Source organism: Kocuria palustris (assembly GCF_016907795.1).
GTDB lineage: Bacteria > Actinomycetota > Actinomycetes > Actinomycetales > Micrococcaceae > Kocuria > Kocuria palustris.
Genome location: NZ_JAFBCR010000001.1, coordinates 1,167,109 through 1,192,295, shown reverse-complemented (window position 1 = coordinate 1,192,295; position 25,187 = coordinate 1,167,109). Strand labels below are relative to the sequence as shown.

The 25,187-nt window shown below is 71.7% G+C and carries 21 protein-coding genes and 1 tRNA gene; 8 read left to right on the top strand and 14 right to left on the bottom strand.

Annotated features, from left to right (window positions below; translation table 11 throughout):
- The first annotated feature begins 24 nt into the window (after positions 1-24).
- Positions 25-240 (top strand): DUF3073 domain-containing protein, encoded by a 216-nt coding sequence (locus tag JOE55_RS05250; RefSeq protein ID WP_024289822.1) that lies wholly within the window; start codon positions 25-27, stop codon positions 238-240.
- A 207-nt stretch (positions 241-447) separates the two neighbouring features.
- Here the strand turns inward: JOE55_RS05250 and purM are convergent, their stop codons facing one another.
- From purM to JOE55_RS05225, 5 genes are all read right to left on the bottom strand, one after another.
- Positions 448-1,611: a phosphoribosylformylglycinamidine cyclo-ligase gene (gene purM / locus JOE55_RS05245; protein ID WP_137801828.1), complete on the bottom strand. Its 1,164-nt coding sequence runs from the start codon at positions 1,609-1,611 to the stop codon at positions 448-450.
- A 59-nt stretch (positions 1,612-1,670) separates the two neighbouring features.
- The gene (gene purF / locus JOE55_RS05240; protein WP_204782222.1) at positions 1,671-3,350 is read right to left on the bottom strand and encodes an amidophosphoribosyltransferase; all 1,680 of its coding nucleotides are present in this window, start codon (positions 3,348-3,350) and stop codon (positions 1,671-1,673) included.
- Between the two features lie 4 nt (positions 3,351-3,354).
- A complete protein-coding gene (locus JOE55_RS05235) occupies positions 3,355-3,723 on the bottom strand; it encodes a hypothetical protein (protein WP_204782221.1) in 369 nt (122 codons plus the stop codon).
- A 69-nt stretch (positions 3,724-3,792) separates the two neighbouring features.
- Positions 3,793-4,155, bottom strand: a complete 363-nt coding sequence (locus JOE55_RS05230; RefSeq protein ID WP_006213814.1) for a sterol carrier family protein — start codon at positions 4,153-4,155, stop codon at positions 3,793-3,795.
- Positions 4,155-5,201, bottom strand: a complete 1,047-nt coding sequence (locus tag JOE55_RS05225) for an asparaginase (RefSeq protein WP_204782220.1) — start codon at positions 5,199-5,201, stop codon at positions 4,155-4,157. Before JOE55_RS05225 ends, JOE55_RS05230 begins: the two co-directional genes overlap by 1 nt.
- Positions 5,202-5,265: 64 nt before the next feature.
- Here JOE55_RS05225 and purD point away from each other — a divergent pair, with 64 nt between their 5' ends.
- Positions 5,266-7,629 (top strand): phosphoribosylamine--glycine ligase, encoded by a 2,364-nt coding sequence (gene purD, locus JOE55_RS05220; RefSeq protein ID WP_204782219.1) that lies wholly within the window; start codon positions 5,266-5,268, stop codon positions 7,627-7,629.
- A 394-nt stretch (positions 7,630-8,023) separates the two neighbouring features.
- Here the strand turns inward: purD and JOE55_RS05215 are convergent, their stop codons facing one another.
- The 6 genes from JOE55_RS05215 to JOE55_RS05190 all read right to left on the bottom strand — a co-directional run bounded on the left by JOE55_RS05215 (position 8,024) and on the right by JOE55_RS05190 (position 14,219).
- Complete coding sequence (locus JOE55_RS05215) at positions 8,024-9,769, bottom strand: NAD(P)/FAD-dependent oxidoreductase (protein ID WP_204782218.1); 1,746 nt, start codon at positions 9,767-9,769, stop codon at positions 8,024-8,026.
- An 81-nt stretch (positions 9,770-9,850) separates the two neighbouring features.
- Positions 9,851-11,701: a Na+/H+ antiporter gene (locus JOE55_RS05210; protein ID WP_204782217.1), complete on the bottom strand. Its 1,851-nt coding sequence runs from the start codon at positions 11,699-11,701 to the stop codon at positions 9,851-9,853.
- 199 nt (positions 11,702-11,900) lie between these two features.
- Positions 11,901-11,977: transfer RNA gene (locus JOE55_RS05205), tRNA-Pro, on the bottom strand.
- Positions 11,978-12,065: 88 nt separating this feature from the next.
- Positions 12,066-12,926, bottom strand: a complete 861-nt coding sequence (locus JOE55_RS05200) for a shikimate dehydrogenase (RefSeq protein ID WP_137801823.1) — start codon at positions 12,924-12,926, stop codon at positions 12,066-12,068.
- Positions 12,923-13,378, bottom strand: a complete 456-nt coding sequence (gene aroQ, locus JOE55_RS05195; protein ID WP_204782216.1) for a type II 3-dehydroquinate dehydratase — start codon at positions 13,376-13,378, stop codon at positions 12,923-12,925. The genes JOE55_RS05200 and aroQ overlap by 4 nt, the downstream gene beginning before the upstream one ends.
- A 76-nt stretch (positions 13,379-13,454) precedes the next feature.
- On the bottom strand, positions 13,455-14,219 hold the full coding sequence (locus JOE55_RS05190; protein ID WP_204782215.1) for an IclR family transcriptional regulator domain-containing protein: 765 nt from the start codon (positions 14,217-14,219) through the stop codon (positions 13,455-13,457).
- Positions 14,220-14,395: 176 nt separating this feature from the next.
- On the opposite strand from JOE55_RS05190, the gene JOE55_RS05185 reads away from it, so the two are divergent.
- The gene (locus tag JOE55_RS05185; protein WP_204782214.1) at positions 14,396-15,823 is read left to right on the top strand and encodes an MFS transporter; all 1,428 of its coding nucleotides are present in this window, start codon (positions 14,396-14,398) and stop codon (positions 15,821-15,823) included.
- A complete protein-coding gene (locus tag JOE55_RS05180; RefSeq protein ID WP_204782213.1) occupies positions 15,820-17,784 on the top strand; it encodes a bifunctional sugar phosphate isomerase/epimerase/4-hydroxyphenylpyruvate dioxygenase family protein in 1,965 nt (654 codons plus the stop codon). Before JOE55_RS05185 ends, JOE55_RS05180 begins: the two co-directional genes overlap by 4 nt.
- A gap of 104 nt (positions 17,785-17,888) precedes the next feature.
- Here the strand turns inward: JOE55_RS05180 and JOE55_RS05175 are convergent, their stop codons facing one another.
- Positions 17,889-18,848 (bottom strand): metallophosphoesterase, encoded by a 960-nt coding sequence (locus tag JOE55_RS05175; protein ID WP_239546436.1) that lies wholly within the window; start codon positions 18,846-18,848, stop codon positions 17,889-17,891.
- Between the two features lie 4 nt (positions 18,849-18,852).
- A complete protein-coding gene (locus JOE55_RS05170; protein ID WP_204782212.1) occupies positions 18,853-21,123 on the bottom strand; it encodes a transglycosylase domain-containing protein in 2,271 nt (756 codons plus the stop codon).
- Between the two features lie 86 nt (positions 21,124-21,209).
- On the opposite strand from JOE55_RS05170, the gene JOE55_RS05165 reads away from it, so the two are divergent.
- From JOE55_RS05165 to JOE55_RS05155, 3 genes are read left to right on the top strand one after another with little or no spacing between them, the layout of a single operon-like run.
- Positions 21,210-21,407 carry a DUF4177 domain-containing protein gene (locus JOE55_RS05165; RefSeq protein ID WP_006213800.1) on the top strand — a complete coding sequence of 66 codons (198 nt, stop codon included), beginning with the start codon at positions 21,210-21,212 and terminating at the stop codon, positions 21,405-21,407.
- A 2-nt stretch (positions 21,408-21,409) separates the two neighbouring features.
- Positions 21,410-21,898, top strand: coding sequence for a RidA family protein (locus JOE55_RS05160; protein WP_024289835.1), 489 nt, complete (start codon positions 21,410-21,412; stop codon positions 21,896-21,898).
- Positions 21,882-22,940, top strand: coding sequence for an NUDIX hydrolase (locus tag JOE55_RS05155; protein ID WP_006213797.1), 1,059 nt, complete (start codon positions 21,882-21,884; stop codon positions 22,938-22,940). Before JOE55_RS05160 ends, JOE55_RS05155 begins: the two co-directional genes overlap by 17 nt.
- 176 nt (positions 22,941-23,116) lie before the next feature.
- Here JOE55_RS05155 and JOE55_RS05150 read toward each other — a convergent pair whose 3' ends face one another.
- Positions 23,117-23,794: a Crp/Fnr family transcriptional regulator gene (locus JOE55_RS05150; RefSeq protein WP_006213795.1), complete on the bottom strand. Its 678-nt coding sequence runs from the start codon at positions 23,792-23,794 to the stop codon at positions 23,117-23,119.
- A gap of 191 nt (positions 23,795-23,985) precedes the next feature.
- Between JOE55_RS05150 and JOE55_RS05145 the strand changes: the two genes are divergently transcribed.
- On the top strand, positions 23,986-25,182 hold the full coding sequence (locus JOE55_RS05145) for a MarP family serine protease (RefSeq protein ID WP_204782211.1): 1,197 nt from the start codon (positions 23,986-23,988) through the stop codon (positions 25,180-25,182).
- Positions 25,183-25,187 lie beyond the last annotated feature (5 nt).

Sequence of the window (25,187 nt, the reverse complement as noted above, 5' to 3'; positions counted from 1 at the left end):
CGAGAGACAGAGGGGGTCACGCTCATGGGGCGCGGCCGTCAAAAGGCGAAGGCAACGCGACAGGCTCGGGAGATGAAGTATTTCACCCCCGACACCGACCTCACCGCACTGCAGCGCGAGCTGCGGCAGTCGGGGCCGACCGAGAGTCGGCGCCCGGCGTTCGAGGACGACCAGCACAGCGCGGTCGACTCGCACTCCGAGGATCAGGACAGCTACGAGTACGACGATCGTCGCCGCTGAGCCTCCCCTCTCCTGAAGGGGTCAGCCGGTGCGACCGGCGTGCGAAGAGCCCCCCACCGTTCGGTGGGGGGCTCTTCGCATGCCAGCTGATCTCGGGGCGGGCGCCCCGTGGGCCGTGAGCGGCCCGCCGCGGCCGCGAGGAGTCGCTCGTGCAGGGCTTCAGCACGCGAAGGCCTGCACGAGCGACTCCTCGCGGGGCTCGATCGCTCAGCCGGCGTAGTCGCCGACCAGGTGCACTGCGCCGCCGTCGACGCCCTTGGCTCCCTGAACCCAGTCCGGTCCTCCGCCCAGGCCGTCGGCCGGCAGGTCCTCGACCTGGCCCATGATCCAGGCGTCCATGCCGCGGGAGTGCAGGCGGGCCAGGGCGGAGTCGGCCGCGGACGGATCGACGACCGCGATCATGCCCACGCCCAGGTTCAGCGTGCGCTCCAGATCGGGCTGCGGGACGCTGCCCAGGGTGCCGATCAGCTGGAAGACCGGCGGAACCGACCAGGTCCCGCGATCGACCACGGCCACGGTGCCCTGCGGCAGCACGCGGGCCAGGTTGGCGGCCAGTCCTCCGCCGGTCACGTGGGTGAACCCGCGCACACCCGAGCCGGTCGTGCCGTCAGGGCCGTTGACGGGGAAGGAACGGGCCAGATCCAGGACGTCGGCCGCGTAGACGCGGGTGGGCTCGAGCAGCTCCTCGCCCAGGGTGCGCCCGAACTCCTCGACCTCGCGCTCGAGCGACCAGCCGGCCACGTCCAGGACGCGGCGGACCAGGGAGTAGCCGTTCGAGTGGATGCCCGAGGAGCCCATGGCGATCAGGACGTCGCCCGAGCGCACGCGGTGCGGTCCGAGCAGCTCGTCGGCCTCGACCACGCCGGTCGTGGCGCCGGCGACGTCGTACTCGTCCGGGCGCAGCAGGCCCGGGTGCTCGGCGGTCTCGCCGCCCACCAGGGCGGCACCGGCCGCGGAGCAGGCGGCGGCGATGCCGCGCACGATATCGGCGATGCGCTCCGGCACCACCTTGCCCGTGGCGATGTAATCGGTCATGAACAGCGGCTCGGCGCCGACCACCACGATGTCGTCGACGACCATGCCCACCAGGTCCCAGCCGATGGTGTCGTGGATGTCCAGGGCCTGGGCGATCGCGACCTTGGTGCCCACGCCGTCGGTCGACGAGGCCAGGTACGGCTTGCGGTAGCCGGTCAGCGCCGAGGCGTCCCACAGCCCGGCGAAGCCGCCGAACCCGCCGACGACCTGGGGCGAGTGGGTGTCCTTGACGGCGGCGCGCATCAGCTCGACCGCGCGGTCACCGGCCTCGACGTCGACGCCGGCCGAGGAGTAGGTGATGCTCTGGGCCGCGTCTGTGCTCTTCTGATCGGTCACGATGCTCCTGGGGTGGCGTGGTGGTCGTGAGGTGTGCGATGCGGGGCCGACGGCCGCGCTCAGCGCTGGGACGAGCTGTGCTCGTGGGAGGTGCGGGTGTCCTGCTCCAGGACCAGGTCCTCGAGCTCGGAGTCGGGTCCTGGATCGCACGAGCCGACCTCGGAGGAGGGCTCGGCGTCGTCGGCCAGCAGGATGCGCTCGCCCGAGGCCTCGACGGTCTTCTCCTCGCTCGCGGCGGCTGCGGACTCACTCCGGCCGTGGGGCGCCGAGGGGGCGCGACGAGCCTCCACGACGGACTTGCCGAGAGCATCGGCTGCGGGCAGCTCGGTGGGATAGCGCCCGCAGAAGCACGCCGTGCACAGCTCGGAGGGCTCCTGCCGGGTGGCCTCGATCATGCCGTCCTCGGAGATGTAGCCCAGGGAGTCGGCGCCCAGGGAGGCGCGGATGTCATCGACGGCCAGCCCGTTGGCGATCAGCTCCGCGCGATTGGCGAAGTCGATGCCGTAGAAGCAGGGCCACTTGATGGGCGGCGAGGAGATGCGCACGTGGATCTCGGCCGCGCCGGCCTCGCGCAGCATGCGCACCAGCGCGCGCTGGGTGTTGCCGCGCACGATGGAGTCGTCGACCACGATCAGCCGCTTGCCCGCGACCACGGACTTCAGCGGGTTGAGCTTGAGGCGGATGCCGAGCTGGCGGATCGTGTCCGAGGGCTGGATGAACGTGCGGCCGACGTACGAGTTCTTGACCAGGCCGTTGCCGAACGGGATCCCGGAGGCCTCGGCATAGCCGATCGCCGCCGGCGTGCCGGATTCAGGGGTGGGCATGACCAGGTCCGCCTCGACGGGGTGCTCATGCGCCAGGGCCCGGCCCATGTCCACGCGGGACTCGTAGACCGAGCGGCCGTGGATCGCGGTGTCCGGGCGGGCCAGGTACACGTACTCGAAGACGCAGGCGGCCCGGCGGGCCTCGGCGAAGCGGTGCGAGCGCAGGCCGTCCTCGTCGATCGCGATGAACTCGCCGGGCTCGACCTCCCGCACGAACGAGGCGCCCACGATGTCCAGGGCGGAGGTCTCCGAGGCCACGACCCAGCCGCGCTCCAGGCGGCCCAGCACCAGCGGGCGGATGCCCTGCGGGTCGCGCGCGGCGTAGAGGGTGTGCTCGTCCATGAAGCTCAGGCAGAAGGAGCCCACGAGCTGCGGCAGCAGCGCCAGCGCGGCCTCCTCGAGGGAGTCGTGCGGGTGCTCGGCCAGCAGCGAGGTCACCAGGGCGGTGTCCGTGGTGTTGCCCCGGGCCATCTCGCCTCGCGAGGGGAAGCCCGACTTGTCGATGAGCTTGTCGTAGAGCTCCGCGGAGTTCGTGAGGTTGCCGTTGTGGGCCAGGGCGACCGTGCCGTGGGGCGTGGCGCCCAGGGTGGGCTGGGCGTTGGTCCAGGTCGAGCCGCCGGTGGTCGAGTAGCGGCAGTGCCCGACGGCCATGTGCCCGATCAGGGTGTTCAGCGTCGTCTCGTCGAAGACCTGGGAGACGAGCCCCATGTCCTTGTACACGCTGATGCGCTCGCCGTTGGAGGTCGCGATCCCCGCGGACTCCTGGCCGCGGTGCTGGATCGCGTACAGGCCGAAGTACGTCAGCTTGGCGACGTCCTCGCCGGGGGCCCAGACGCCGAAGACCCCGCATTCGTCCTGCGGAGCCCTGTCGTCGTCGAAGGTCTCGTGGGTCAGTCGTCCATCAGGTCGCAGCACGGGTTCAGTCTCCCACGTCGGCGGATCGGTCGTTCGGCGCGGCGGTGCGGGACTCCAGGTGAGCCTGCACCTCCCGGGCTCGTCGCACCGAGATGCGGTCGGCGACCACGTAGGCCACCGCTCCCAGGGCCATGCCGAGGAGTGCGAAGATCACCGCCATGTAGCCGATGACCTGGGTGGCCGTGAACTCCACGTTGCCCGATCCCAGCACGCCGATGACGATGCCCGCGATCAGGCCGATCGCTGCGCCGGTGCCCAGGAACACGGAGACCCTGGGCGCCCGGCGGAGGCTGAGGGTCGTGAGCTGCTCCTGGTCCTCGACGGGAGCCGTGGAGCCGCGGAGCGGGGTGGTCGGGGAGTCTTCGGAGGGCATGGGTCTCAGGATAACGGCCGCGGAGGCCGAGCGATCCCGCCGGAGGCCTCGCGCTGGGAGGCGTGCGTCTCAGGCCCCGAGCAGCGGCAGGACGCCCGAGAGATCGGTGCGGGTCCCGGAGGCCGCCACTCGGCGATCGGCCACGGCATCGGCCCAGCTCAGGCGCCCGGTGGCCAGCTCGAGCCACGTCCGGGCATCGGTCTCGACCACGTTCGGCGGGGTGCCGCGGGTGTGGCGCGGGCCCTCGATGCACTGGGTCACGCCCAGGGGCGGAACGCGCACCTCCACCGAGTTGCCCGGCGCGCGCTCGGCGAGCTCCTCGAGGGTGAAGCGCACGGCCGTGGCGATCGTGCTGCGCGGGGGCTCGTCGTCGCGTCGCCAGGCGGCCACGGCCAGGGTGCCGTCGGCGGGATCGATTCGTCGCCGGGCCATCAGCCGCGCCTCCGGGCTCCGGCCGGCTCGACCGGCTCCTGCCCGTGCTCGCGCAGGACGTCGACGACGGCGGGGGCCAGCTCGAATCCGCCCACGACCGCCTCGGCGCCCGTGATGGACGGGGTGGCGTCCTCGATCACGGGCCGGGCCCGCTCGGGGTCGATCGCCCCGACGGCGATCAGCAGGTTCAGGCCCACGAGCGCGTTGATGCGCCCGGAGCCGTCGAGGGTCTTGACGGCCACCGAGTAGCCGTCGGCGGTGCCCAGCCCCAGCACGCCCTCGGCGCCGAGCTTGGCGATGACGTCGAGCTGCTCCATGATCACGGTGTTCGACCGGCCGGGGCCCTCGACGAACTCGGGGTAGTCGAGCATGGCGGTGGCGACCGTGGCCATGCGGGCCTCTGCGCGGATGTTGCGCGCGGCGGCGCCTAGGGAGGCGTACGCCCTGCCGAGTCCGCTCAGCGAGATCGCGGCCAGGGGAGCCCCGCAGCCGTCGACCCCCACGAGGGAGGGCTGCTCGCCGGTGACCTCGGCGATCACGCGCAGCACCTCCTGCTGCAGCGGGTGCTGCGGATCCAGATAGGTCTGCAAATCCCAGTCGTTGACCGCGCATGCCGCGAGGAAGGCCGCGTGCTTGCCCGAGCAGTTGTAGAACAGGCGCGAGTCCTGCTCCTCCGGGCGGTGGCGCCCCACGGCCGGGCACTGCAGGGCCGTCTCCGCCACGCCGGCCTCCTCGAGGATGGAGCGCACGGCGGCAACCTGGTCGTCGTCGGCGCGGTGGGAGCCGGAGGCGATCGCGATCTGGCCCAGGCTGAGGATCGCCCCGGAGTTCATGGCGGCGATCGTCTGGAACGGCTTGAGAGTGGAGCGGGGGAAGATCGGCGTGTCGACATCGCCCAGGCTGATCAGCCGGGAGCCGTCCGGGCCGGTCACCACTGCGGAGCCGATATGGCGGGTCTCCACGAAGCCGCTGCGCCGCAGGCGGGCGATCTCCACGGCGGAGGAGGCGGCGAAGGTCTCGTCGGGACTCGGATTCTGCATCGTCATGGCCCCAGTATCGGGCATGGGCGGGCCCGCGCACCCGGTCCCGGGTGGGCACTAGGCTGGCCCCGTGAAGATTCTGGTCATCGGCTCAGGCGGTCGAGAGCACGCCATCGTCCGCACCCTCCTGCGAGATCCGGCCGTGAGGGAGGTGCACGCAGCCCCCGGCAACGCCGGGATCTCCCGGGAGGTGCCGGTCCATCCGGTCGACCCCCAGGATCCGGCTGCGGTCCTCGCCCTGACGCGGACGATCGGCGCGGACCTGGTAGTCGTCGGCCCGGAGGCCCCGCTCGTGGCGGGAGTGGCCGACGCCCTGCGCGCCGAGGGCATCGACGTGTTCGGGCCGTCGGCCGAGGCCGCACGGCTCGAGGGCTCCAAGGCCTTCGCCAAGGAGGTCATGGACAAGGCCGGGGTGCCCACGGCCCAGGCCCGGACCTGCACGACCGAGCAGCAGGTCCAGGACGCCCTCGACGCGTTCGGCGCTCCGCACGTGGTCAAGGACGACGGCCTGGCCGCGGGCAAGGGCGTCGTGGTGACGGAGGACCGCCAGGCGGCCGCGGCCCACGCGCTGGCCTGCCTCGAGGCGGGCTCGACCGTGGTGATCGAGCAGTTCCTGGACGGCCCCGAGGTCTCGCTGTTCGTGATCTGCGACGGCACCGAGGCCGTGGCCCTGACCCCCGCCCAGGACTTCAAGCGCATCTTCGACGGCGACGAGGGCCCCAATACCGGAGGCATGGGCGCCTACACGCCGCTGCCGTGGCTTCCGGCAGGCTTCGCCGACGAGGTCGTGGCGACCGTGGCGCGTCCGGTGCTCGAGGAGATGGCCCGCCGCGGAACCCCGTTCAACGGCGTGCTGTTCTGCGGCCTGGCCGTGACCTCCGAGGGCCTGAAGGTCATCGAGTTCAACGTGCGCTTCGGCGACCCCGAGACCCAATCCGTGCTGGCGCGGCTCGTCTCGCCGCTGGGCCAGCTGCTGAAGGCGGCGGCCCAGGGGCGGCTGGCCCAGGAACAGGCCTCGCCCGACGACGGCCCCCTGCCGCTGCGCTGGAGCCCGAGCAGCTCGGTCAACGTGGTCGTCGCCTCGGCCGGCTACCCGGGCACCGTGCGCACCGGCGATCCGATCACCGGCATCGAGGAGGCGGAGGCGCTCGAGGGCGTCGAGGTCATCCATGCGGGCACGGCGCACGGCACCGGCGCCCAGGACGGGGCCGTGCTCAGCTCGGGAGGCCGCGTGCTCACGGTCGTGGCCCTGGGCGATGACCTGGCTCAGGCCCGGGCCCGTGCCTATCAGGGCGTGGAGCTGATCCGGCTGGAGGGCTCCCAGCACCGCACCGACATCGCCGAGGGCGCCCTGCGAGCGCAGGCGCGCGCGCAGGCCGAGGACGAGGACGAGGCTGCAGCACCGGCCCCTGCAGTTCCGACGGCAGCTGCCGCCGCCCAGGGCGAGCGTCGACCGGAGCATCCCGAGTTCCCCGGCCACCCCGCCCCGCCCGAGCTGCCGGGCTGGAGGCACATGTACTCCGGCAAGGTCCGCGAGCTCTACGTCCCCGAGGACGAGCACATGGCGGCCACGGGCGCGTCCGTCGGCGATGACGCCGAGTACCGGGCGGGCAGCGTGCTGGTGCTGGCCACCGACCGCATCTCGGCCTTCGACCAGGTCCTGCCCACCGAGATCCCGGACAAGGGAGTCGTGCTGACCCAGCTGTCGCTGTGGTGGTTCGAGCAGCTCAGCGAGGTCCCCAACCACCTGTGGAGCACCGATGTCCCGGAGGAGGTCCGCGGACGGGCGGTGATCTGCAAGAACCTCTCGATGTTCCCGGTCGAGTGCATCGTGCGCGGCTATCTGACCGGTTCCGGGCTCAAGGACTACCGCCGCGACGGCGAGATCTGCGGCGTGGCCCTTCCCGAGGGGCTGGAGGACGGCTCGCGGCTCGAGGAGCCCATCTTCACGCCCACGGGCAAGGCGGAGGTCGGCGAGCACGACCTCCCCATCACCTTCGAGGAGATGTCCGAGGGCATGGGCACGGCCGTCTCGGAGCGGCTGCGCGAGCTGAGCCTGCAGATCTACGCCCGCGCCGAGGCGATCGCGCGCGAGCGGGGGATCATCCTGGCCGACACCAAGCTCGAGTTCGGCCTGGACTCCTACCGCGGGGCCATCACTCTGGGGGATGAGGTCCTGACACCGGACTCCTCCCGGTTCTGGGATGCCGAGACCTGGCAGCCGGGGCGCTCGCAGCCGTCATTCGACAAGCAGTACGTGCGCGACTGGCTGCACAGCGAGGCCTCCGGCTGGAACGGCGAGGGACTGGCGCCCGCGCTGCCGGCTGATGTCGTGGAGCCCACGCGGGCCCGCTACATCGAGGCATTCGAGCGGCTCACGGGGCGCAGCTTCAGCCCCCAGGGGCCCTTCCTGGAGGTCGACGCCGTCGACTGATCGGGTCCCCTCCGGCGGCTCGGATCCCGGGGTCCGCCAGAAAATCCCGAGAACCTGGACCAAAGTCCATAGTGCGAAGGCATGGACTCGTCGGATACTCGTGGTGAGCGAAAGCCGTGACGACCAGACGCGGCTGACGACTCGGTGAGGAACTCCTCGCCGCGCTCCCGGGAAGTTCCACCTTCCGGATCCAGGGCGCAGCGCGGAGTCCGTGTCGGTGTCGCTCCTGAAGGACTTGTCGAGGACCGGTGCTCTCCCCACCGCCTCGACTCCGGACAGCCGCGCGAGGACTGGATCCCCTCGCAGGACGGCGCGGAGCAGGTCCCTGAGGTGGAACGACGAGCGGCCCCTTCTGCCCATGAAGGGGCCGCTCAACGTTTGTCCGTAGCCCTTCTCAGGCCTGCTCGGGCGCAGCCGAGATGTGCTCGTGGATCAGCGACACCGCCGCAGCTCCCTCGCCGGTGGCCGAGGCCACCCGCTTCATGGACCCCGCGCGGACGTCTCCGGCGCACAGCACGCCGGGCACCGCGGTGGACGGCTGCGCCGGCGGGACGTCCTGCAGCCAGTGGTCGGCCGGGACGTCCCTGCCGGTGAGCACGAAGCCCCGCTCGTCCCGGCACACGGCCTCGGGAAGCCAGTCGCAGTGCGGGGCCGCCCCCAGCAGGAGGACGAGCCCGCCGACCTCCTGGTGCCGGCGCTGCCCGGTGGCGATCTCCTCGAGCTCGACCCAGGACAGCTCTCCCTCCTCGGCGCCGCCGTCGACCACGCGGGTCCCGCCCTGGACCTCGATCCGGGGGTTCGCCTCGATCTCGGTGATCAGGTACTGCGACATGGTCTCTCCGAGCCCGGGCCTGCGCACGACGATCGTGACGGAGCGGGCGAATCGTGCCAGGTGCACTGCGGCCTGCCCGGCGCTGTTCCCTCCGCCGACCACCACGACGTCCTGGCCCTCCATCTCCGGGGCCGAGGCCATCGCGGCGCCGTAGTGGACGCCGTGGCCGACCAGCTGCTCGAGGGAGTCGACGCCGAGCCGGCGGTAGCTGACCCCGCTGGCGATCAGGACGGTGCGTGCGCGCAGGGCCTCGGATTCGGTGTGCACGGTGTGCAGGTCTCCGTCGATCCCGGGCTCCAGGCGCTCGACCGGCCAGCCGGTGCGGATCACGGCGCCGAAGCGCAGCGCCTGGGTGCGCGCCCGCGACGTCAGGCGCATGCCCGAGATGCCGCGCGGGAAGCCCAGGTAGTTGCGGATCATCGAGCTCGTGCCGGCCTGGCCGCCGACGGCGTCGGATTCGAGCACGAGCGTGCTCAGTCCCTCGCTGGCCGCATAGACGGCCGCTGCGAGCCCGGCGGGTCCCGCGCCCACGATGATGACATCGAGCTCATCGGGCAGCTGCTCGACCGTGAGGGCGCGATTCGCCGAGAGCCTCCGGGCGAGGTGGCGGGCCGAAGGGCAGTGCTCGGCTGGCAGGCCCGAGGCGCTGATCATGGGCCAGCGGATCTCCTCCTCCGTCTCGGCCAGGATCCGCCGTCCGGTCTCGGAATCCGGGGAGTGCATCCCGTGCGGAGTGCCCATCCGATACAGGTGGTCCTGCAGCTGCCGGGCGATCGGGTGCCCCGGCGGGGCCACGATCGAGAAGGTCTCCACCTGCGGCCTGCCGGTCGTGGCGACCCAGTCGTTGAGCAGGTCGACGATCGCCGAGTGGAACTCCTCGTCGCGCTGCCCGCGCGGCAGCAGCAGGTGGGCATCGAGGACGCCCATGGCCACCTTGTGCCGCAGCAGCTGCACGTGGGGCATGAAGCTGGACCAGGCGGTGACCGCGATCCGCCGCGCCGTGGGCACGGCCGTGCGCACGGACTTCAGCGACGCGAAGGTCTGCGACCAGTCCTGGTCCTCGGTCTCGGGGGAGGTGTCCAGGACGAGAAGCGCCACGGGCGAGCCCTGGGCCTCGAGCTCCTCCAGGTCCGCGCTCAGCGCAGGCTGGGAGTCCACCGCGCGGACGTCGTACTCGTGGGCGTAGCGGCGGAACTGCCGGGTCAGCACCTCGCCGTGAAGGGCCGAGACGAGCAGGATCGCCGGCTGCGGCTCGACGGGCCGGTCCGGCTGGGAGGTCGTGGGCTGGGACGGGGGCGGGGTGGACATGGCGGCTCCAGTGCTCGGGCAGGACGGGGTTCCAGGACGACGGAGGAGGCTGCGACGAGCGCTGGATGCGTCGGGATCGGTTCAGGCGGTGGTGCTGTGCACGTAGCACCAGCGCCAGGTCTCGCCGGGCTCGGCCGACTGCATCACGGGATGGCCGGTGGCGCGGAAGTGCGCGGTCGCGTGCTGGCCGACCGAGGAGTCGCAGCAGCCGATCTCGCCGCAGGTCAGGCAGCGGCGCAGGGCCACCGGATGGGTGCCCTGCTCCACACAGGCGCGGCACACGGCGTCGTCGTCGGCATGCGGGCTCACCGAGGGCTGGGCGGCGAGCTCGTCGCAGGTGCCGCCCTGGCCGTCGCCGGTGGCCACGATCTCCTCGCGCGCCTCGGCGCCGGAGTCCAGCATGGACTCCTCGAGATCGAGCATGCCCAGGACCTCGCGGACCACGTGGGAGGGCACCTGGCCTTCCCTCCGGATCTCCAGCACGCGCTGGCGCTCGGCGGCGATCATGCTCAGACGCAGCCGGGTGTAGGCCTCCGACGGGGACTCCTCCCCGGTGCGGGTGGACAGCCGCTCCCAGGCTGCGAAGGTGCGCTGGTCCAGGCGGGCGCGGATGGACTCGGCCACGCCGTGGTCCTCGTGGTGGTCGCAACGATCGAGCTCGTGCAGACCTGCCTCGCTCGCCTGCTGCAGCAGGGTGGCCCGGGCCAGCGCGTCCACGGCGGGGTCGTTGGGCCTGACCCCCAGCGCGCGGGTCAGCCAGGGCAGGGACAGGCCCTGCAGGTAGAGGGTTCCCAGCACCACCACGAGCGCGCACAGCACCAGCAGATCGTGGTGGGGGACATCGGCCGGGATGATGAAAACGGCGGCGATCGTGACGACGCCGCGCATCCCCGCCCAGCCCGTGATGATCGCGTGCGACCACGGCTCCCGCTCCTGCGGGGCCTGGCGCAGGCCGCGCAGCCACTGGGTCAGCAGCACCCAGGCCATGCGCGTCAGGATCACCGCGGCGAGCACGCCTGCGCACGCGAGCACCACGCGCGACCAGGGGACGGTGCCGTCCAGGCCCGTGATGATGGAGACCACCTGCATGCCGATCAGCAGGAAGACCGCGTGCTCCAGCAGGAACGCCACGGTGGACCAGGTGACGCGCTCGGTGATCCGGGATCCGGAGGTCTGGACCACGGGCGCCTTGTGCCCGATGAGCAGGCCGGCGACGACCACCGAGATCACTCCGGAGGCGTGGATCTCCTCGGCCGCCAGGTAGGCCAGGAACGGGACGACGAACGAGAGCCCCGTGTCGATCAGGGGGTCGTGGATGCGCCGGCGCAGCAGGTTCACGACGACGGCCACGGCCAGCCCGAGCAGGATGCCCCCGCCGGCGGCGATGAGGAAGTCCAGGGAGACCGAGCCGACGGCGACGGCACCCGTGATGGCGGCGATCGCCGTGCGCAGGCTGACCAGGGCGGTGGCGTCGTTGAGCAGGGACTCGCCCTCGAGCACCGTGACGATCTGGCGGGGCAGCCCGATGCGGCGGGCCACGGCGCTGGCGGAGACGGCGTCCGGAGGGGCCACTGCCGCACCCAGGGCGAGCGCGACCGGCCAGGGGATGTCCGGCACGAGGGCGTGCAGCGTCCATCCGACGGTGAACGTGGTGACGACCACGGCCGTCACGGACAGCAGGATCACCGAGGTCAGGTTCGCCTTGATGTCGATGATCGAGGTCTGCAGCGCGGAGGAGTACAGCAGCGGCGGGAGCAGCCCCACGAGCACGAGCTCCGGGCCGAGCTCGATCACCGGGACGAAGGGCAGGAACGAGCCGATCACGCCCAGGACGATGAGGACCATGGGTGCGGGCAGCCGCAGCCGCTCGCTCAGGGAAGTGCCGGCGAGGACCGTGACGACGATGCCGACGAGCAGCAGAGCGGTGTGCATGGCGACATGCTAGTCAGCCGGGGGCGTCGGCGGCCCCGGTCGAGCGATCGGCGGAGCGGGCCCAGAACTCGATGATGTTCATGACGGCAGCCGCTCCGACGAGGATGAAGCTCAGACCCGCGAGTCCGACACCGGAATGACGAACGGCCGGATCCGCGCTGCGGCGGATCCGGCCGTTGCGATGTCCTGAGACATCACATGGTCGGGATGACAGGATTTGAACCTGCGACCTCCTCGTCCCGAACGAGGCGCGCTACCAAGCTGCGCCACATCCCGATTGCGCGGACTCGCGTCGCGCGCAACCCGACCAGTGTAAGGGCATCCGCGGGGGGATGGGAAATCCGTTCCTCGCAGCCCGTGCCGCTCAGGAGCTGGCGAGCAGGAAGGCCTCGCGCATCCGCTGGACGTCGGGCTCCAGTCCGGTGAAGTGGCGGAAGGCGTCGACGGCCTGGAAGACCGCCATGCGGCCGCCGTCGAGGGTGCGGCAGCCGCGCTGGGCGGCCTCCTCGAGCAGCTGCGTGCGCAGCGGCATGTAGACGATCTCCGCGACCCACTGCCGCGGGCTGAGCAGGCCGGTGTCGAAGGAGGTCCCGGGGTGGGCGGGCATGCCCATGGGGGTCGCGTTGACGACGCCGTCGCATGCCTGCAGCGCGGGCTCGAGCTGATCCTGGGGCAGCGCCTCTGCCGCCTGGCGGCCGGCCCCGCGGTTGAGGGAAGCCACGAGCTCCTGGGCCCGCACGGGGTCCAGGTCGCTGACCAGAAGGCGCTGCACGCCCATCCCGACCAGGGCCGAGGCCACCGAGGTGCCCGCCCCGCCGGTGCCGATCTGCACGACCGTCCCGGTCTCGGCATCCGGGAGACCCTCCAGGAACCCGCTGCGGAACCCGGAGACGTCGGTGTTGTGCCCGACGAGCGTCCCGTCCTCCCGGATCACGACGGTGTTGGCCGCGCCCAGGCGGCGCACGTCGTCGTCGATCTCGTCGAGCAGCTCGACGACGGCGCGCTTGTGCGGGTGCGTGATGTTCAGCCCGTCGAAGCCCAGGTCCCTGGCCGCGTGCAGGATCTCCGCGAGCGGCCGGCCCTTCAGCCCCGAGCGCAGGGTGTCCAGACGCCGATAGATGGTGGGGCGGCCCTGTGCCAGGCCCTCGGCCTCGTGCATGGGGGGAGTGCGGGACAGGGCGATGTCGTCGCCGATCAGCCCCAGCAGCAGCGTGCGCTCGCTCATGCGTCTGCGCCCCGTCCGTAGCGGGTCATCAGCAGGTCCACGGCGTAGAGATAGCCCTGCGCCCCGGCGCCGGCGATCACGGCGTCCGCGATCGGCGAGAGGAAGGACACGTGGCGGAAGTCCTCGCGGGCGTGCGGGTTGGACAGGTGGACCTCGACCGTGGGCAGCTCGGAGGCCTTGACGGCGTCGTGGAGGCTGACCGAGGTGTGGGTGAGCCCGGCGGCGTTGAGCACGCAGCCCACATGGCTCCCGCGTGCCTGCTGGAGGGCGTCGATCAGCTCGCCCTCGAGGTTGGACTGGCGGAAGTCGACCTCGGTGCCCAGCTCTTGGGCGCGCTGAGCGACCAGGGCCTCGATATCAGCCAGGGTCTGGCTGCCGTAGATCTCGGGCTCGCGCGTGCCGAGCATGTTCAGGTTGGGGCCGTTGAGGACCAGGATGCGCGGACGGGTCATGGTGCGTCTCCTCTCGGGGCCGCCGCGGCGGCCGGGATCTGGGATCGGGGATGGGAGCGTAGAAGGCCGGGCGAGCTCAGCGGGGCCGCGGCGGCAGCACGGCTGCGAGCTGATCGGCGGCCTCTCGCAGCAGCGGCAGCTGATCCTGCAGGTCCTCCCGGGTGCTGCGGAAGATGGGGGCGGCCAGGCACAGGGCGGCGATCAGCCCCCCGGCGGGGTCCAGGACCGGCACGGCGACGGCGGCCATGCCGTCGTCGTGCTCCTCCGACTGCGAAGCGAAGCCCTGCCGCTGCGTCTGCGCCACGAGCTCTCGCAGTCGATCGCGCTCGGTCAGGGTGCTCTCGGTCCGAGCCGGCATGGGGATCGACTCGAGCAGGCGGTCGCGCTCGGCGGCGGGGGCGAAGGCGAGCAGGACGCGGCCGATCGCCGAGGAGTGCAGGGTGCCCTGATCGCCCGGGTCCGTGGTGACTCGGAACTCCGGGCCGTCGATCTTGGCTGTGGTGAGGAAGCGCTGCCCGTGCAGCACGGCGAGCAGGCAGCTCTCCCCGGTGGTCTCGACCAGTCCCTGCAGCACCGGTGCCGCCGAGGCGTCGAAGCCCCGGGCGTGAGCGACCTTCTGCCCGAGCTGGAACACGGGCAGACCCAGGCGGTAGCGCTTGTCCTGGGGGGAGTGCTCCGCGAAGCCCGTGTCCACCAGGGTGCGCAGCAGACGGTAGGCGGTGGAGAAGTGGTGCCCCGAGGCCTCGGCGAGCTCGCGGGCGGTCGCGCCGTCCGGATGCTCGCCGAGCAGGCTCAGCATGTCCAGGGCCTTGCCCACGGTGCCGGTGCTCTGGGTGCTCACGCGCTTCTCCTCTGCGGTGCGCTTGACAGGCTCTGTTGTGTGGATCACAGTGAATCTATCACTATTCGGAAGTAATTTTCAATATGTGGAAATTATCCGTCCGGTGCTCCTGTCCTGCAGGACCCGGCGTGCGACTCCAGCCCGCCGCCTTTGCTCCGCCATCGTGAGGAACTGCCATGACCACTGCTTCGGCTGCCGAGCAGCCCGCCGCCTCGCCCTCCGGCAAGACTCCGCGCAAGGCCGCGCTGTCCAGCTGGGTCGGCTCCGCCCTGGAGTACTACGACTTCGCCGTCTACGGCACCGCAGCCGCGCTGGTGCTCAATCACCTGTTCTTCCCCGCGGACACCAGCCCGGGGGCTGCGATCCTGTTCTCCATGGCCACCGTGGGCGTCGCCTACGTGGTCCGTCCGCTGGGCGCCCTGATCATGGGCCCGCTGGGGGATCGCATGGGACGTCAGTTCGTGCTGATGCTCACCCTGTTCCTGATGGGCGGGGCCACCTTCGCCGTCGGCCTGCTGCCGACCTATGAGCAGGCCGGCCTGCTGGCCCCGATCCTGCTGACCCTGTGCCGCGTCATCCAGGGCCTCTCCGCCGCCGGCGAGCAGGCCAGCGCGATCTCGGTCTCGCTCGAGCACGCCGATGACGACCACCGCGCCTTCACCTCCAGCTGGACGCTGCAGGGCACCCAGGCCGGCACGCTGCTGGCCACCGCCGTGTTCATCCCCTTCACGCTGATCCTCACCGAGGAGCAGCTGATGAGCTGGGGCTGGCGCGTCCCGTTCTTCGTCTCGGCCCTGGTCGTCGTGACCGCCTGGGTCATCCGCCGCACCCTGGAGGAGCCGCCCAAGTTCCACGAGGTCTCCGAGCAGCTCGAGAGCGGCCCCACCAAGGCGCCGAACCCGCTGGGCATCCTGTTCCGCTACCACAAGGCGGCCGTGGCTCGGGTGGCCCTGGCTGCCATGGTCAACACCGTCAACATGGTCTTCACGGTCTGGTCGGTCTCCTTCGCGACCTCCGTGGTGGGCCTGAACCGCTCCACGATGCTGCTGGTGCCCGTGGTGGTCAACGCCGTCGCGCTGCTGGCGATCCCGCTGGCGGCCCTGCTCGCGGACCGGATCGGGCGCAAGCCGGTGTTCATCGCCGGGGCGGTCGGCGCGGCGGCAGGCATGTACGGCTACCTCGGTGCCGTCCACAGCGGCAGCTGGCCGCTGATCTTCCTGCTCGGCATCCTGATGTCCGGCTGCTTCTACTCACTGGCCAACGGCGTGTGGCCGTCGTTCTACGCCGAGATGTTCCCCACCGCGGTGCGCGTCTCCGGCCTGTCCCTGGGCACCCAGATCGGCTTCGCGGTCTCGGGCGGCGTGGCTCCGGCGCTGTCGGCCTACCTGGCCGGTGAGACCGGCGACAACTGGATGGGCGTGGCCATGTTCGTGACCCTCATGTGCCTCATCTCGGCAGGTGCCGCGCTGACCGCCACCGAGACGGGCCACCGCACGCTCGACAGCCTGGACGACCTGCACACCACCCGCACCGAGGCCATCGATCTCAAGGCCATCGAGGCCGCGCAGGAGCGCAAGGCGCAGAAGGAGGCAGCCGGCCGATGAGGACGTCGATCGCCACCGTGTGCCTGTCCGGAACGCTCGCGGAGAAGATGCGCGCCGCCGCGGATGCGGGCTTCGACGGGATCGAGATCTTCGAGCAGGATCTCGTCGTCTCGCCGCACACCCCGGCGCAGATCCGGCAGCGCGCCGCCGATCTGGGGCTGAGCCTGGACCTCTACCAGCCCTTCCGGGACCTGGACGGGGTCGAGGAGGACGTGTTCCGGGACGGCCTGCGGCGATTGGAGGCCAAGCTCGACGTGGCCCGCGAGCTGGGCATCGACACGATGCTGCTGTGCTCCAACGTGGGCACGGCCACGATCGACGATGACGAGGTCTGCGCCGAGCAGCTCAGGAGGGCCGGCGATCTGGCTGCGGAGTACGGCATCCGGCTGGCCTACGAGGCCCTGGCCTGGGGGAGGTTCGTCAACGACTTCGAGCATGCCGCTCGGATCGTGCGGATGGCCGATCACCCGAACGTGGGCACCTGCCTGGACAGCTTCCACATCCTCTCCCGCGGCTGGGACCCGGCGCCGATCGAGGACCTGGATGCGCAGACCGTGCTGTTCGTCCAGCTCGCGGACGCTCCGCTGCTGAGCATGGACGTGCTGTCCTGGTCGCGGCACCACCGGGTGTTCCCGGGGCAGGGCGGCTTCGACCTGGTCGATTTCATGGTGCACCTGCACCGCTGCGGCTACGACGGCCCGGTGTCCCTGGAGATCTTCAACGACTCCTTCCGCCAGGCCGACGTGGCGCGCACCGCCGTGGACGGGCTGCGGTCGCTGCGCTGGCTCGAGGACCGCACCCTGGCCCGCCTCGTCGAGCTGGGGGAGGCCGATCCCGGCGACGTCCTCGTCCAGGGCCGGGAGGAGGCCATCGGCACCGCCGACGGCGCGGGCCGCGGTGACGAGTCGGGCCCGACTGGTGCGGGCCCCCTGGAGCTGCGCGCACTTCCCCCGGCGGTCCAGCCAGAGGACTGGGGTTTCGTGGAGCTGCGCACGGGCAGGCTGGGGGAGGCCTCTCGCGTGCTGCATCAGCTCGGCTTCGCGCTGGGCGGCCATCACCGCAGCAAGGAGGGCGTGCAGCTGTGGACCCAGGGCGAGGCCCGCGTGGTCGTCGCCGACCTGGGCCCCACCGGCCAGGGGGCGGGACTGGCGGGGCTGGCCTTCGAGGTCCCGGACATCGAGGCCGCAGACGCCCGTGCTCACCTCCTGGGGGCGCGAAGGGTCGAGCGCAGCCGGCGATCGGATGAGCAGGACCTGCGCGGCGTGTTCGCCCCCGACGGCACGGAGATCTTCTTCTGCCCGCAGGAGGAGGGGCAGGTGCCGAGCTGGGCGCTCGAGTTCGGGCTGGAGGCCTCGCAGGGCCCGGCGCAGCAGGGACCGGGCATCACGGGGATCGACCACGTGAACACCGCCCAGCCCTGGCAGCACCGCGACGAGGCCGTGCTGTTCTTCACCGCGCTGCTCGGCCTGCAAGCCCAGGAGCCCCAGGACGTCCCGGGGCCGGCGGGTCTCGTGCGCAGCCAGGTCATGCGCTCGAGCGACGACGCGATCCGGATGCCGCTGAACGTGGCTCCGGAGGACGCCGAGCAGTCCGCCTCCATGGGCGCCGTGTATCCCGAGCACGTGGCCTTCGCCTGCCGGGACATCGAGGGCGTGGCCCGCAGGGCCGCGCAGCGAGGGCTGGACAGGCTCCCCGTGCCGGCGAACTACTACGCCGACCTGCAGGCGCGCTTCGGGCTGGACGACGACCGCGTGGCCGAGCTGCGCGAGCTCGGGCTGCTCTACGACCGCGACGACAGCGGGGAGCTGCTGCACTTCTACACCGGGACCCTCGGCGGGGTCTTCTTCGAGGTGCTCGAGCGCCTCGGGGGCTACCGCGGCTACGGAGCGGCGGATGCTCCCGTGCGCCTGGCCGCCCAGTACCGGCGCCTGCGCGATGCAGCACGCGGCATCCCGCGCTGAGGCACGGCACCTTTCGAGGCGGCCACCCCGAGACGACGGCCCCGGGCCGCGATTCCCGAAGGATCGCGACCCGGGGCCGTCGGGCGTTGCGGGACGACGTTCGCTCAGGCGCGCGCCGTCAGGGTCATGAGGACGGCCTCGGGGCGGCAGAACAGCCTCACCGGAGCGAAGCGAGATTCGCCGAGTCCGGCCGAGATCCCCACGGGCACGCCCTTCTGCTCCGTCATGCCCTTGCAGCGCTCGGGCTCGATATCGCAGTTGGAGACCAGTGCCCGGCCGCCGGGCAGGCAGACCTGCCCGCCGTGGGTGTGCCCGGCCAGGATCAGGTCCGCGCCGTCGTCGGCGAAGCGCTCGAGGGTGCGGATGTAGGGGGCGTGGGCCAGGCCCAGGCGCAGCACGGGCTCCTCGGCCGGAACCGCGTCTGCGGTCCAAGCCGATCCGGAGGCATGTGCGGCGCCGGCCGGCAGGCTGAAGCCCGGGTGGCGGTCGAAGTGCAGGTGGGGGTCATCGACGCCCGAGACGTCGAGCAGCTGCCCGCCGATGCGCACCGTGCGGGAGCGGTTGACCATCCCGAGCCAGCCGGCGTCCTCGAAGGCCCGGTGCATCTGCTGCCAGGGCAGCAGCTGCAGCTGGGTGCGGTCGTCGTCCTGCGAGGTGCGCTTCCAGAGATAGCGCGCGGGATTCTTGAAGGCCGGGGCGAAGTAGCAGTTGGAGCCCGGGACGAAGAGGCCGGGCAGGCGCAGCAGGGGCTCGAGGATCTCGAGCAGGTACGGCAGCGCCTGCATGTGCGAGAGGTTGTCGCCGGTGTCGATCACGAGATCCGGCTCGAGCTCGGCCAGACCGTGCACGAAGCGCTTCTTGGCCTCCTGGCCCGGAACCGTGTGCAGGTCCGAGATATGCAGCAGGCGCAGATCCCGCGAGCCGGGTGCCAGCACGGGAAGGGTCTCGTGGCGGACGCGGAAGCGGCGGCGCTCGCCGAGCACGGCCCATGCGCCGACGGCCAGGCCGGAGGCCGCGACAGCGGCACCGGTCTGGCCGAAGGTCCTCACCCAGGAAGCGCTCAAGGGATCACGCAGCCGGGGCGGTGGTGGCGGTCCCGCTGGCAGTCCCGCCGCTGTCGCCCGTCGCCGTGCCGCCGCTGCTCGAGTCGGAGTCGCTGCTCGAGTCGGAGTCGCTGCCGCTGGTCAGGTCCGACGGGGCCGAGGGGAACTCCTCCGTGCTGTAGTCCGGCGCGATCTCCTCCATGTACTTCTGCCACTGCTCACCGGCATAGGAGGCGCCGTCGACCCAGTCGTCGGGATCCGAGGTCTGGGAGGCCGGCGTGCTGCCGCCGATCGAGACGTCGTTGAGCGAGCTGCTGCCCTCGGCGTAGTTGCCGACCCAGGAGGCCGTGGACAGGCCCTGCGTGTAGCCCAGCAGCCAGGTCTGCGTGGAGTTGTCGGTGGTGCCGGTCTTGGCGGCCGACGCGTCCGGCAGCCCGATGCCGAGCTCGTAGCCGGAGCCGCGCACAAGGACCTGCTCGAGCACGTGGTTCACCGTCCGCGCCTCGTCCTCGCTGATCTGGCGCTGGCAGTTGCCCTCCGGGACCGCGTACTCGGTGCCGTCGGCGCCGGTGACGCTGAGCAGGGACCGGGGCTCGCAGCGCACGCCGTCATTGGCGAAGGTCGCGTAGGCGGTGGCCATGGTCAGCGGGGAGACGTTGTCCGACGAACCGCCCAGCAGCGCGGAGAGGTGCGTGGTGTCGATCGGCAGGCCCGTCTGTCCGTTGTGGAGACCCAGATCCGCGGTGAGCTCGCCGATGCGGCACAGGTCGAGCTGATCGGCCATGGCGTAGATCGCGGTGTTGATCGAGTTGTACAGGCCGTACTCCACGGACATGTCCCGCTCGTAGCCCTTGGTCGCGTTCTGGAACGAGAAGCCGTTGCCGTCGTTGCCCGGCTCGAACACCGAGCCGCCCTCCACGCAGGAGGCCTCCCACGCGTGATCGGCCGGGTAGCGGGTGCGCGAGGCGTCGATGTTCTGGCCCACCGACTTGCCGGCGTCGATCCAGGCCAGCAGCACGGCGGGCTTGAACGTCGAGCCCACCTGGTATCCGCCGGTGCCGGCGTCCAGGGTGTCCGTGTTGAAGTTGTAGACCGTGTTCTGGTGGTCCTCCTCCTCCGCTGAGGAGTAGTTCGAGTTCTGCGCCATAGCCACGATGTTCCCGGAGTCCGGCTCGACCGACACGATCGAGGAGCCCACGGAGTCCGGGTTGTCGTCGGCAGGCTGCGTGGCCTCGACCTGCTCCTGGGCCACGGACTGGGCCTTCGGATCCAGGGTGGTCACGATCTTCAGCCCGCCGCGCTGGAGGTTGTTCAGGCGGTCGTCCGGGGTCTCGCCGAACTCGGGCGAGGTGAGGATCTCGTTCTCCACGTACGTGCAGAAGTAGGGGGCGTCCTCGGAGGCGGTGCAACCCTGGTTCTCCGGGTGCAGATCCAGGTCCAGCGGGGCCGCGACGGCGGCGTCGTACTGCTCCTGGGAGATCTTGCCCTCATCGAGCATGGTCCACAGCACCGTGTTGCGGCGGTCGATGGACTGCTCCGGGTTGGTCGCGGGGTTGTAGTACTCCGGGGACTGCACGAGCCCCGCCAGGGTGGCCGACTGCTGGAGGTTCAGCTCCGAGGCGCTGATGCCCCAGTAGTAGTTGGCAGCGGTCTCCACGCCGTAGTTGCGCGGGCCGAACAGCACCATGTTCAGGTAGCCCTCGAGGATCTCCTCCTTGGGCACCTCGTTCTCCATGGAGACCGCGAGCTTCATCTCCTGGATCTTGTCCGCGTAGCCCTTGTTGGCGCCCAGCGTGGAGGCCTCGTCGCCGGCGCGGACGTCGCGGTCGATGATGAGGTTGTTGACGTACTGCTGGGTCAGCGTGGAGGCGCCCTGACGGCCCTCGGAGTTGGTCAGGTTGTTCGCGACCGCGCGGAAGATGCCCGTGACCGAGACGCCGCCGTGCGTGTAGAAGTCGCGGTCCTCGACCGAGACGATCGCATCCTGCATGTACGGGGAGATGTCGTCGAGCGCGACCGGTGTGCGGTTCTCCGCGTAGAACGTGGCCAGCTCGGTCTCGCCGTCACGCGCGTACGCGGTCGAGGAGCGGGAGATGGGGCCGTTGGAGAGGTCCTCGGGGAGGTCCTTCATCCACGCGACCGAGCCGTTGGCGGCGAGGCCCGCCGCAGCGGCCGAGGGCAGGACGAGGGCCGCGACGACGCCTCCGGCCAGGATGCTGGCGAGGAGGAAGGCGATGACGCGACCGACGGCAGACGTCCCCTGCGGGGCACCGGGGGAGCTCGGAGATGAGGCCATTCGGTCATGGTACAAGCGAAGCCTGGCAGCGGCGGGCGGCGCGCGATGAGGCCTGCGCCACGGGCCCAGGCACTAGGATCGGGGTCATGACCACCTGGGAATACATGACCGCGCCCATCATGATCCACGCGACCAAGCAGATCCTCGACAACTTCGGCTCGGAGGGCTGGGAGCTGGTGGCGATCCTGCCCGGCCAGCAGCAGGCCTCCACGCCGGACGCTGCCGTGAACGCTCCGCAGCAGACCAACCCGATCGCCTACTTCAAGCGCCCCAAGGAGGCCTGATCATGTCCGCAGCGGCATCCGCAGGACGCGTCGAGGCCCGCATGGCCGAACTCGGCCTGGCCCTGCCCGAGGTCCCCGCCCCGGCCGGCACCTACGTCCCGGCCCTGATCGACGGCACCCACGTCTGGACCTCCGGGCAGCTGCCGTTCGTCGACGGCGCCCTGCCGAGCACCGGCAAGGTCGGGCTCGGCGAGGGCCTGGTCGCCCCGGAGCTGGCCCAGCAGCTGGCCGCCACCTGCGTGCTCAACGCGCTTGCGGCGATCAAGGGCCAGATCGGCGACCTCGATCGCATCACCCGCGTGGTGAAGCTCGTGGGCTTCGTGTCCTCCGACCCGTCCTTCACCGAGCAGCCCGGCGTGATCAACGGAGCCTCGGATCTGCTGGGCGAGCTGCTCGGCCAGGCCGGAGTGCACGCCCGCTCGGCCGTCGGCGTGGCGGTCCTGCCCAAGGACTCCCCGGTCGAGCTCGAGCTCGTTGTCGAATTCGCCTGAGCCCCTCGAGGCTCCCACCGGGCCGTCCGGCCGCGCTGCTCAGGAGGAGCCGGCCGGGCGGCCCTCGTCGTACCCGCCGGGGCTCGAGCAGCGGCGCCCGGACTCGATCGCCCCGGTGCGCCGCTTCCCGCTGCTGCCGGAGTACAGGGCGGCGGCCGAGCTCTGGCTGGATCCAGAGCATGACACTGCTCCGGTCACGCCGCTGGACGCGGCCTGCACCGTGCTGCTGCGCGACAGCCCCCAGGGCGTGCAGACCTACCTCTGCGCCCACGAGCTGCGCTCGCCGTTCGGATCGGTGGCCTTTCCCGGCGGGAGGGTGACCGGCGCCGACGACGACCCCGTGCCCTGGTCCGGGCCCACGAGCAAGCAGTGGGCCGGCCTGCTGCAGGAGGACGTCGGCGATGCCCGCCGCGCCGTGATGGCCGCCGCACGCACCCTGTTCGTGAGCACCGGCGTGCTGCTGGCGGGTCGACGCAGCGATTCCACGATCACCATGACCGGCGGGCACGACTGGATGTCCGTGCGGGAGGACGTCGCTGCCGGGGAGTCCAGCATGGCCGAGCTGCTCCACGAGCGCCGGCTGGTGCTGCGCACCGAGCTGCTGCGGCCCATGGCCCGGTGGGTGACCGCCGAGTTCGTGCACCGCCGCTTCGACCTGCGCTGCTTCCTGGTGATCCTGCCGGAGCGGCAGGAGCCCTCGCCGCTGCGCTCCCGCGATCGTCCCGGCGCCTGGGTCTCCCCGGAGCAGATCCTGCGGGCCCGGGAGACCGACACCGGGTTCGCGGATGCCGCGCGCTCCGGCGATCTGGGGCTCACGGCCCGGGAGGCGCTGGCGGGGGCCGAGCCGCATGCCGACCTGCACCGGCTGCTGACCCCGTTCACCCTGCTGCTGCTCGAGGACCTGGCCGGAGCCGGCTGCGCGATCGCCGCCGCTGCCCACCGGCCCCACCTGGCTCCCTGCATGGCCCGGCTCGACCGCGACGACGACGGCAGGCTGTGCTTCGCCGTCGACCGCCGCAGCGGAGGGCGCCGCCGCCGCTGACCCGCGGAAGCCGCCTGCTCGCTGCTCAGCTGCGCCTCAGCGCCGCGATTACGGATCCCACGGCGGGCCCTTCCGCGCAGACGAGTGGAGGCCGCGACCCGATGGGTCGCGGCCTCCTCTTCATCGCTCCTGCCGGTCTGCTCGCCGAAGCGGTCCGGGGCAGAGCCGGCGGTGCGTCAGCGGGAGCGCTGCTGCAGGCGCGGCGTGTCCAGGATGACGACGGCGCGGGCCTCCAGGCGGATCCAGCCGCGCTGGACGAACTCGGCCAGGGCCTTGTTCACGGTCTCGCGCGAGGCGCCGACCAGCTGGGCCAGCTCCTCCTGGGTCAGCTCGTGGGCCACGAGCACGCCGTCGGGGGTCTGGCGGCCGAAGCGCTCGGCGAGGTCCAGCAGGGCCTTGGCCACTCGGCCGGGGACGTCGGAGAAGACCAGGTCGGCCAGGTTCTCGTTCGTGCGGCGCAGGCGACGGGCCAGGGCCTGCAGCAGCTGCTGCGAGACCGCGGGGTTGCGCTCGAGGACCTTCATGAGGTTCTCGTGGTTGAGCCCGGCCAGCTGGGTCTCGGAGACCGCGGTGGCGGCGGTCGAGCGGGGGGAGGGGTCGAACAGGGCCATCTCGCCGAAGACCTCGCCGGGGCCCATGACCGCGACCAGGTTCTCGCGGCCGTCGCTGGCCGTGCGGCCCAGCTTCACCTTGCCGGAGATGATGAAGTACAGGCGATCGCCCTGATCGCCCTCGTGGAACAGGGTGGCCCCGCGCGGGAGATCGACCTCGGTGATCTCGTCGGTGAGCGCGGCGAAGGCCTCGTCGTCAAGAGACGCGAAGAGGGGGGCCCGGCGCAGGACCTCGGTATCCATGGTGCTCCTCGAAAGGTGGTAGCTGATCTCGGTGCCGACTTGCTGTGACGCATTCGACACTCCTGTCCCCACTGTAATGCGAGATACTCCGATTCCCAACGGACCGGACATGATCGGACCGCCTCAGCGCGTCGAGGCGCCGGGGGGAGCCGCCCCGTCGACGGGTCGGCACGAGCGCGGAGGAGGCGGCGATGACCTGGAGCCTGATGGACCTGATCATCGTGCTTCTCCTTGTGCTGGGGATGCTCCACGGCCTGGTGCGCGGGATCGGGCGCACACTCGGCGGCATCGTCGGGCTGCTGCTCGGAGGTGCCCTGGCCCTGTGGCTGATCCCCCTGATCCCGCTGGAGACCGGCGGGTCCTCGGTGCGGCTGCTGGTGCTGGGCGGGCTGGTCGTGCTCGGGATGCTCGGAGGGCACGCCCTCGGCGAGGCCCTGCTCGGGCGGATCGCCGGGATGCCGTCCCAGCGGGACTCGCGGGCCGCGGCGGTGCTCGACGCCCTCGGCGGCGCGCTGCTCAGCACGGCGGCGGCAGCGCTCGTCGTGCTCGCGGCGGTCTCCACCCTGGCCAGCGGGCCGGCCCCGGCCCTGGGCGCCCACGCCGAGCGTTCGCCCATGATGCGCGCGATCGACGGCTCCGTGCCCCGGAGCCTCACGAGTCTGCTCGAGCAGACCCAGCACAGAGTGGCCGGAAGCGCCGCCGCGCGTGAGCTCGACACGCTGCTCTTCGCCCCGGCCTCCCCGCCGGAGGGAGAGGTCGAGGACCCGGAGATCCTCGCGGCGGCCGATTCGGTCGTCCAGGTGGTCGGCTTCGCCCCGCAGTGCTCGACGCGCCAGAGCGGCTCGGGCTTCGCTGCCGCCAAGGGCCAGGTGGTCACCAACGCCCACGTGGTGGCGGGCACCGACACCGTGTTCGTCCACGACGCCCAGGGGCGGCGGCACGAGGCCCGGGTGGTCCTCTTCCGTCCCGAGGAGGATCTGGCCGTGCTGGACGTCGCGAGCCTCGCGGCCCCGGCGCTGCCGATCGGCGGCGCCCCGGCGCAGGGCACCCTGGGGGCCTTCATCGGCCACCCCGGCGGCGGGCCGCTGACGATCGGCCCGGCCGAGGTCCAGGGCACGGCGCTGACCTCCATGAGCTCGATCGACGCCGAGGCCTCCGCCGCACCCGTCGAGGTCCTGCAGTTCGCCGGCGACGTCCAGCAGGGCAATTCGGGCGGGCCCCTGGTGGATGAGGACGGGGCGGTGATCGGCGTGGTGTTCGCCCGCTCGTCGTCCGGACCCGCCGGCTTCGCGGTGAGCACCGAGCAGCTCGACGCCGCGCTGTCCGCGGCGGACGGGGCCGAGCAGGCCGTCTCTACGCAGGACTGCGAGCCCGCCGCGGCGGGCTGAGATCG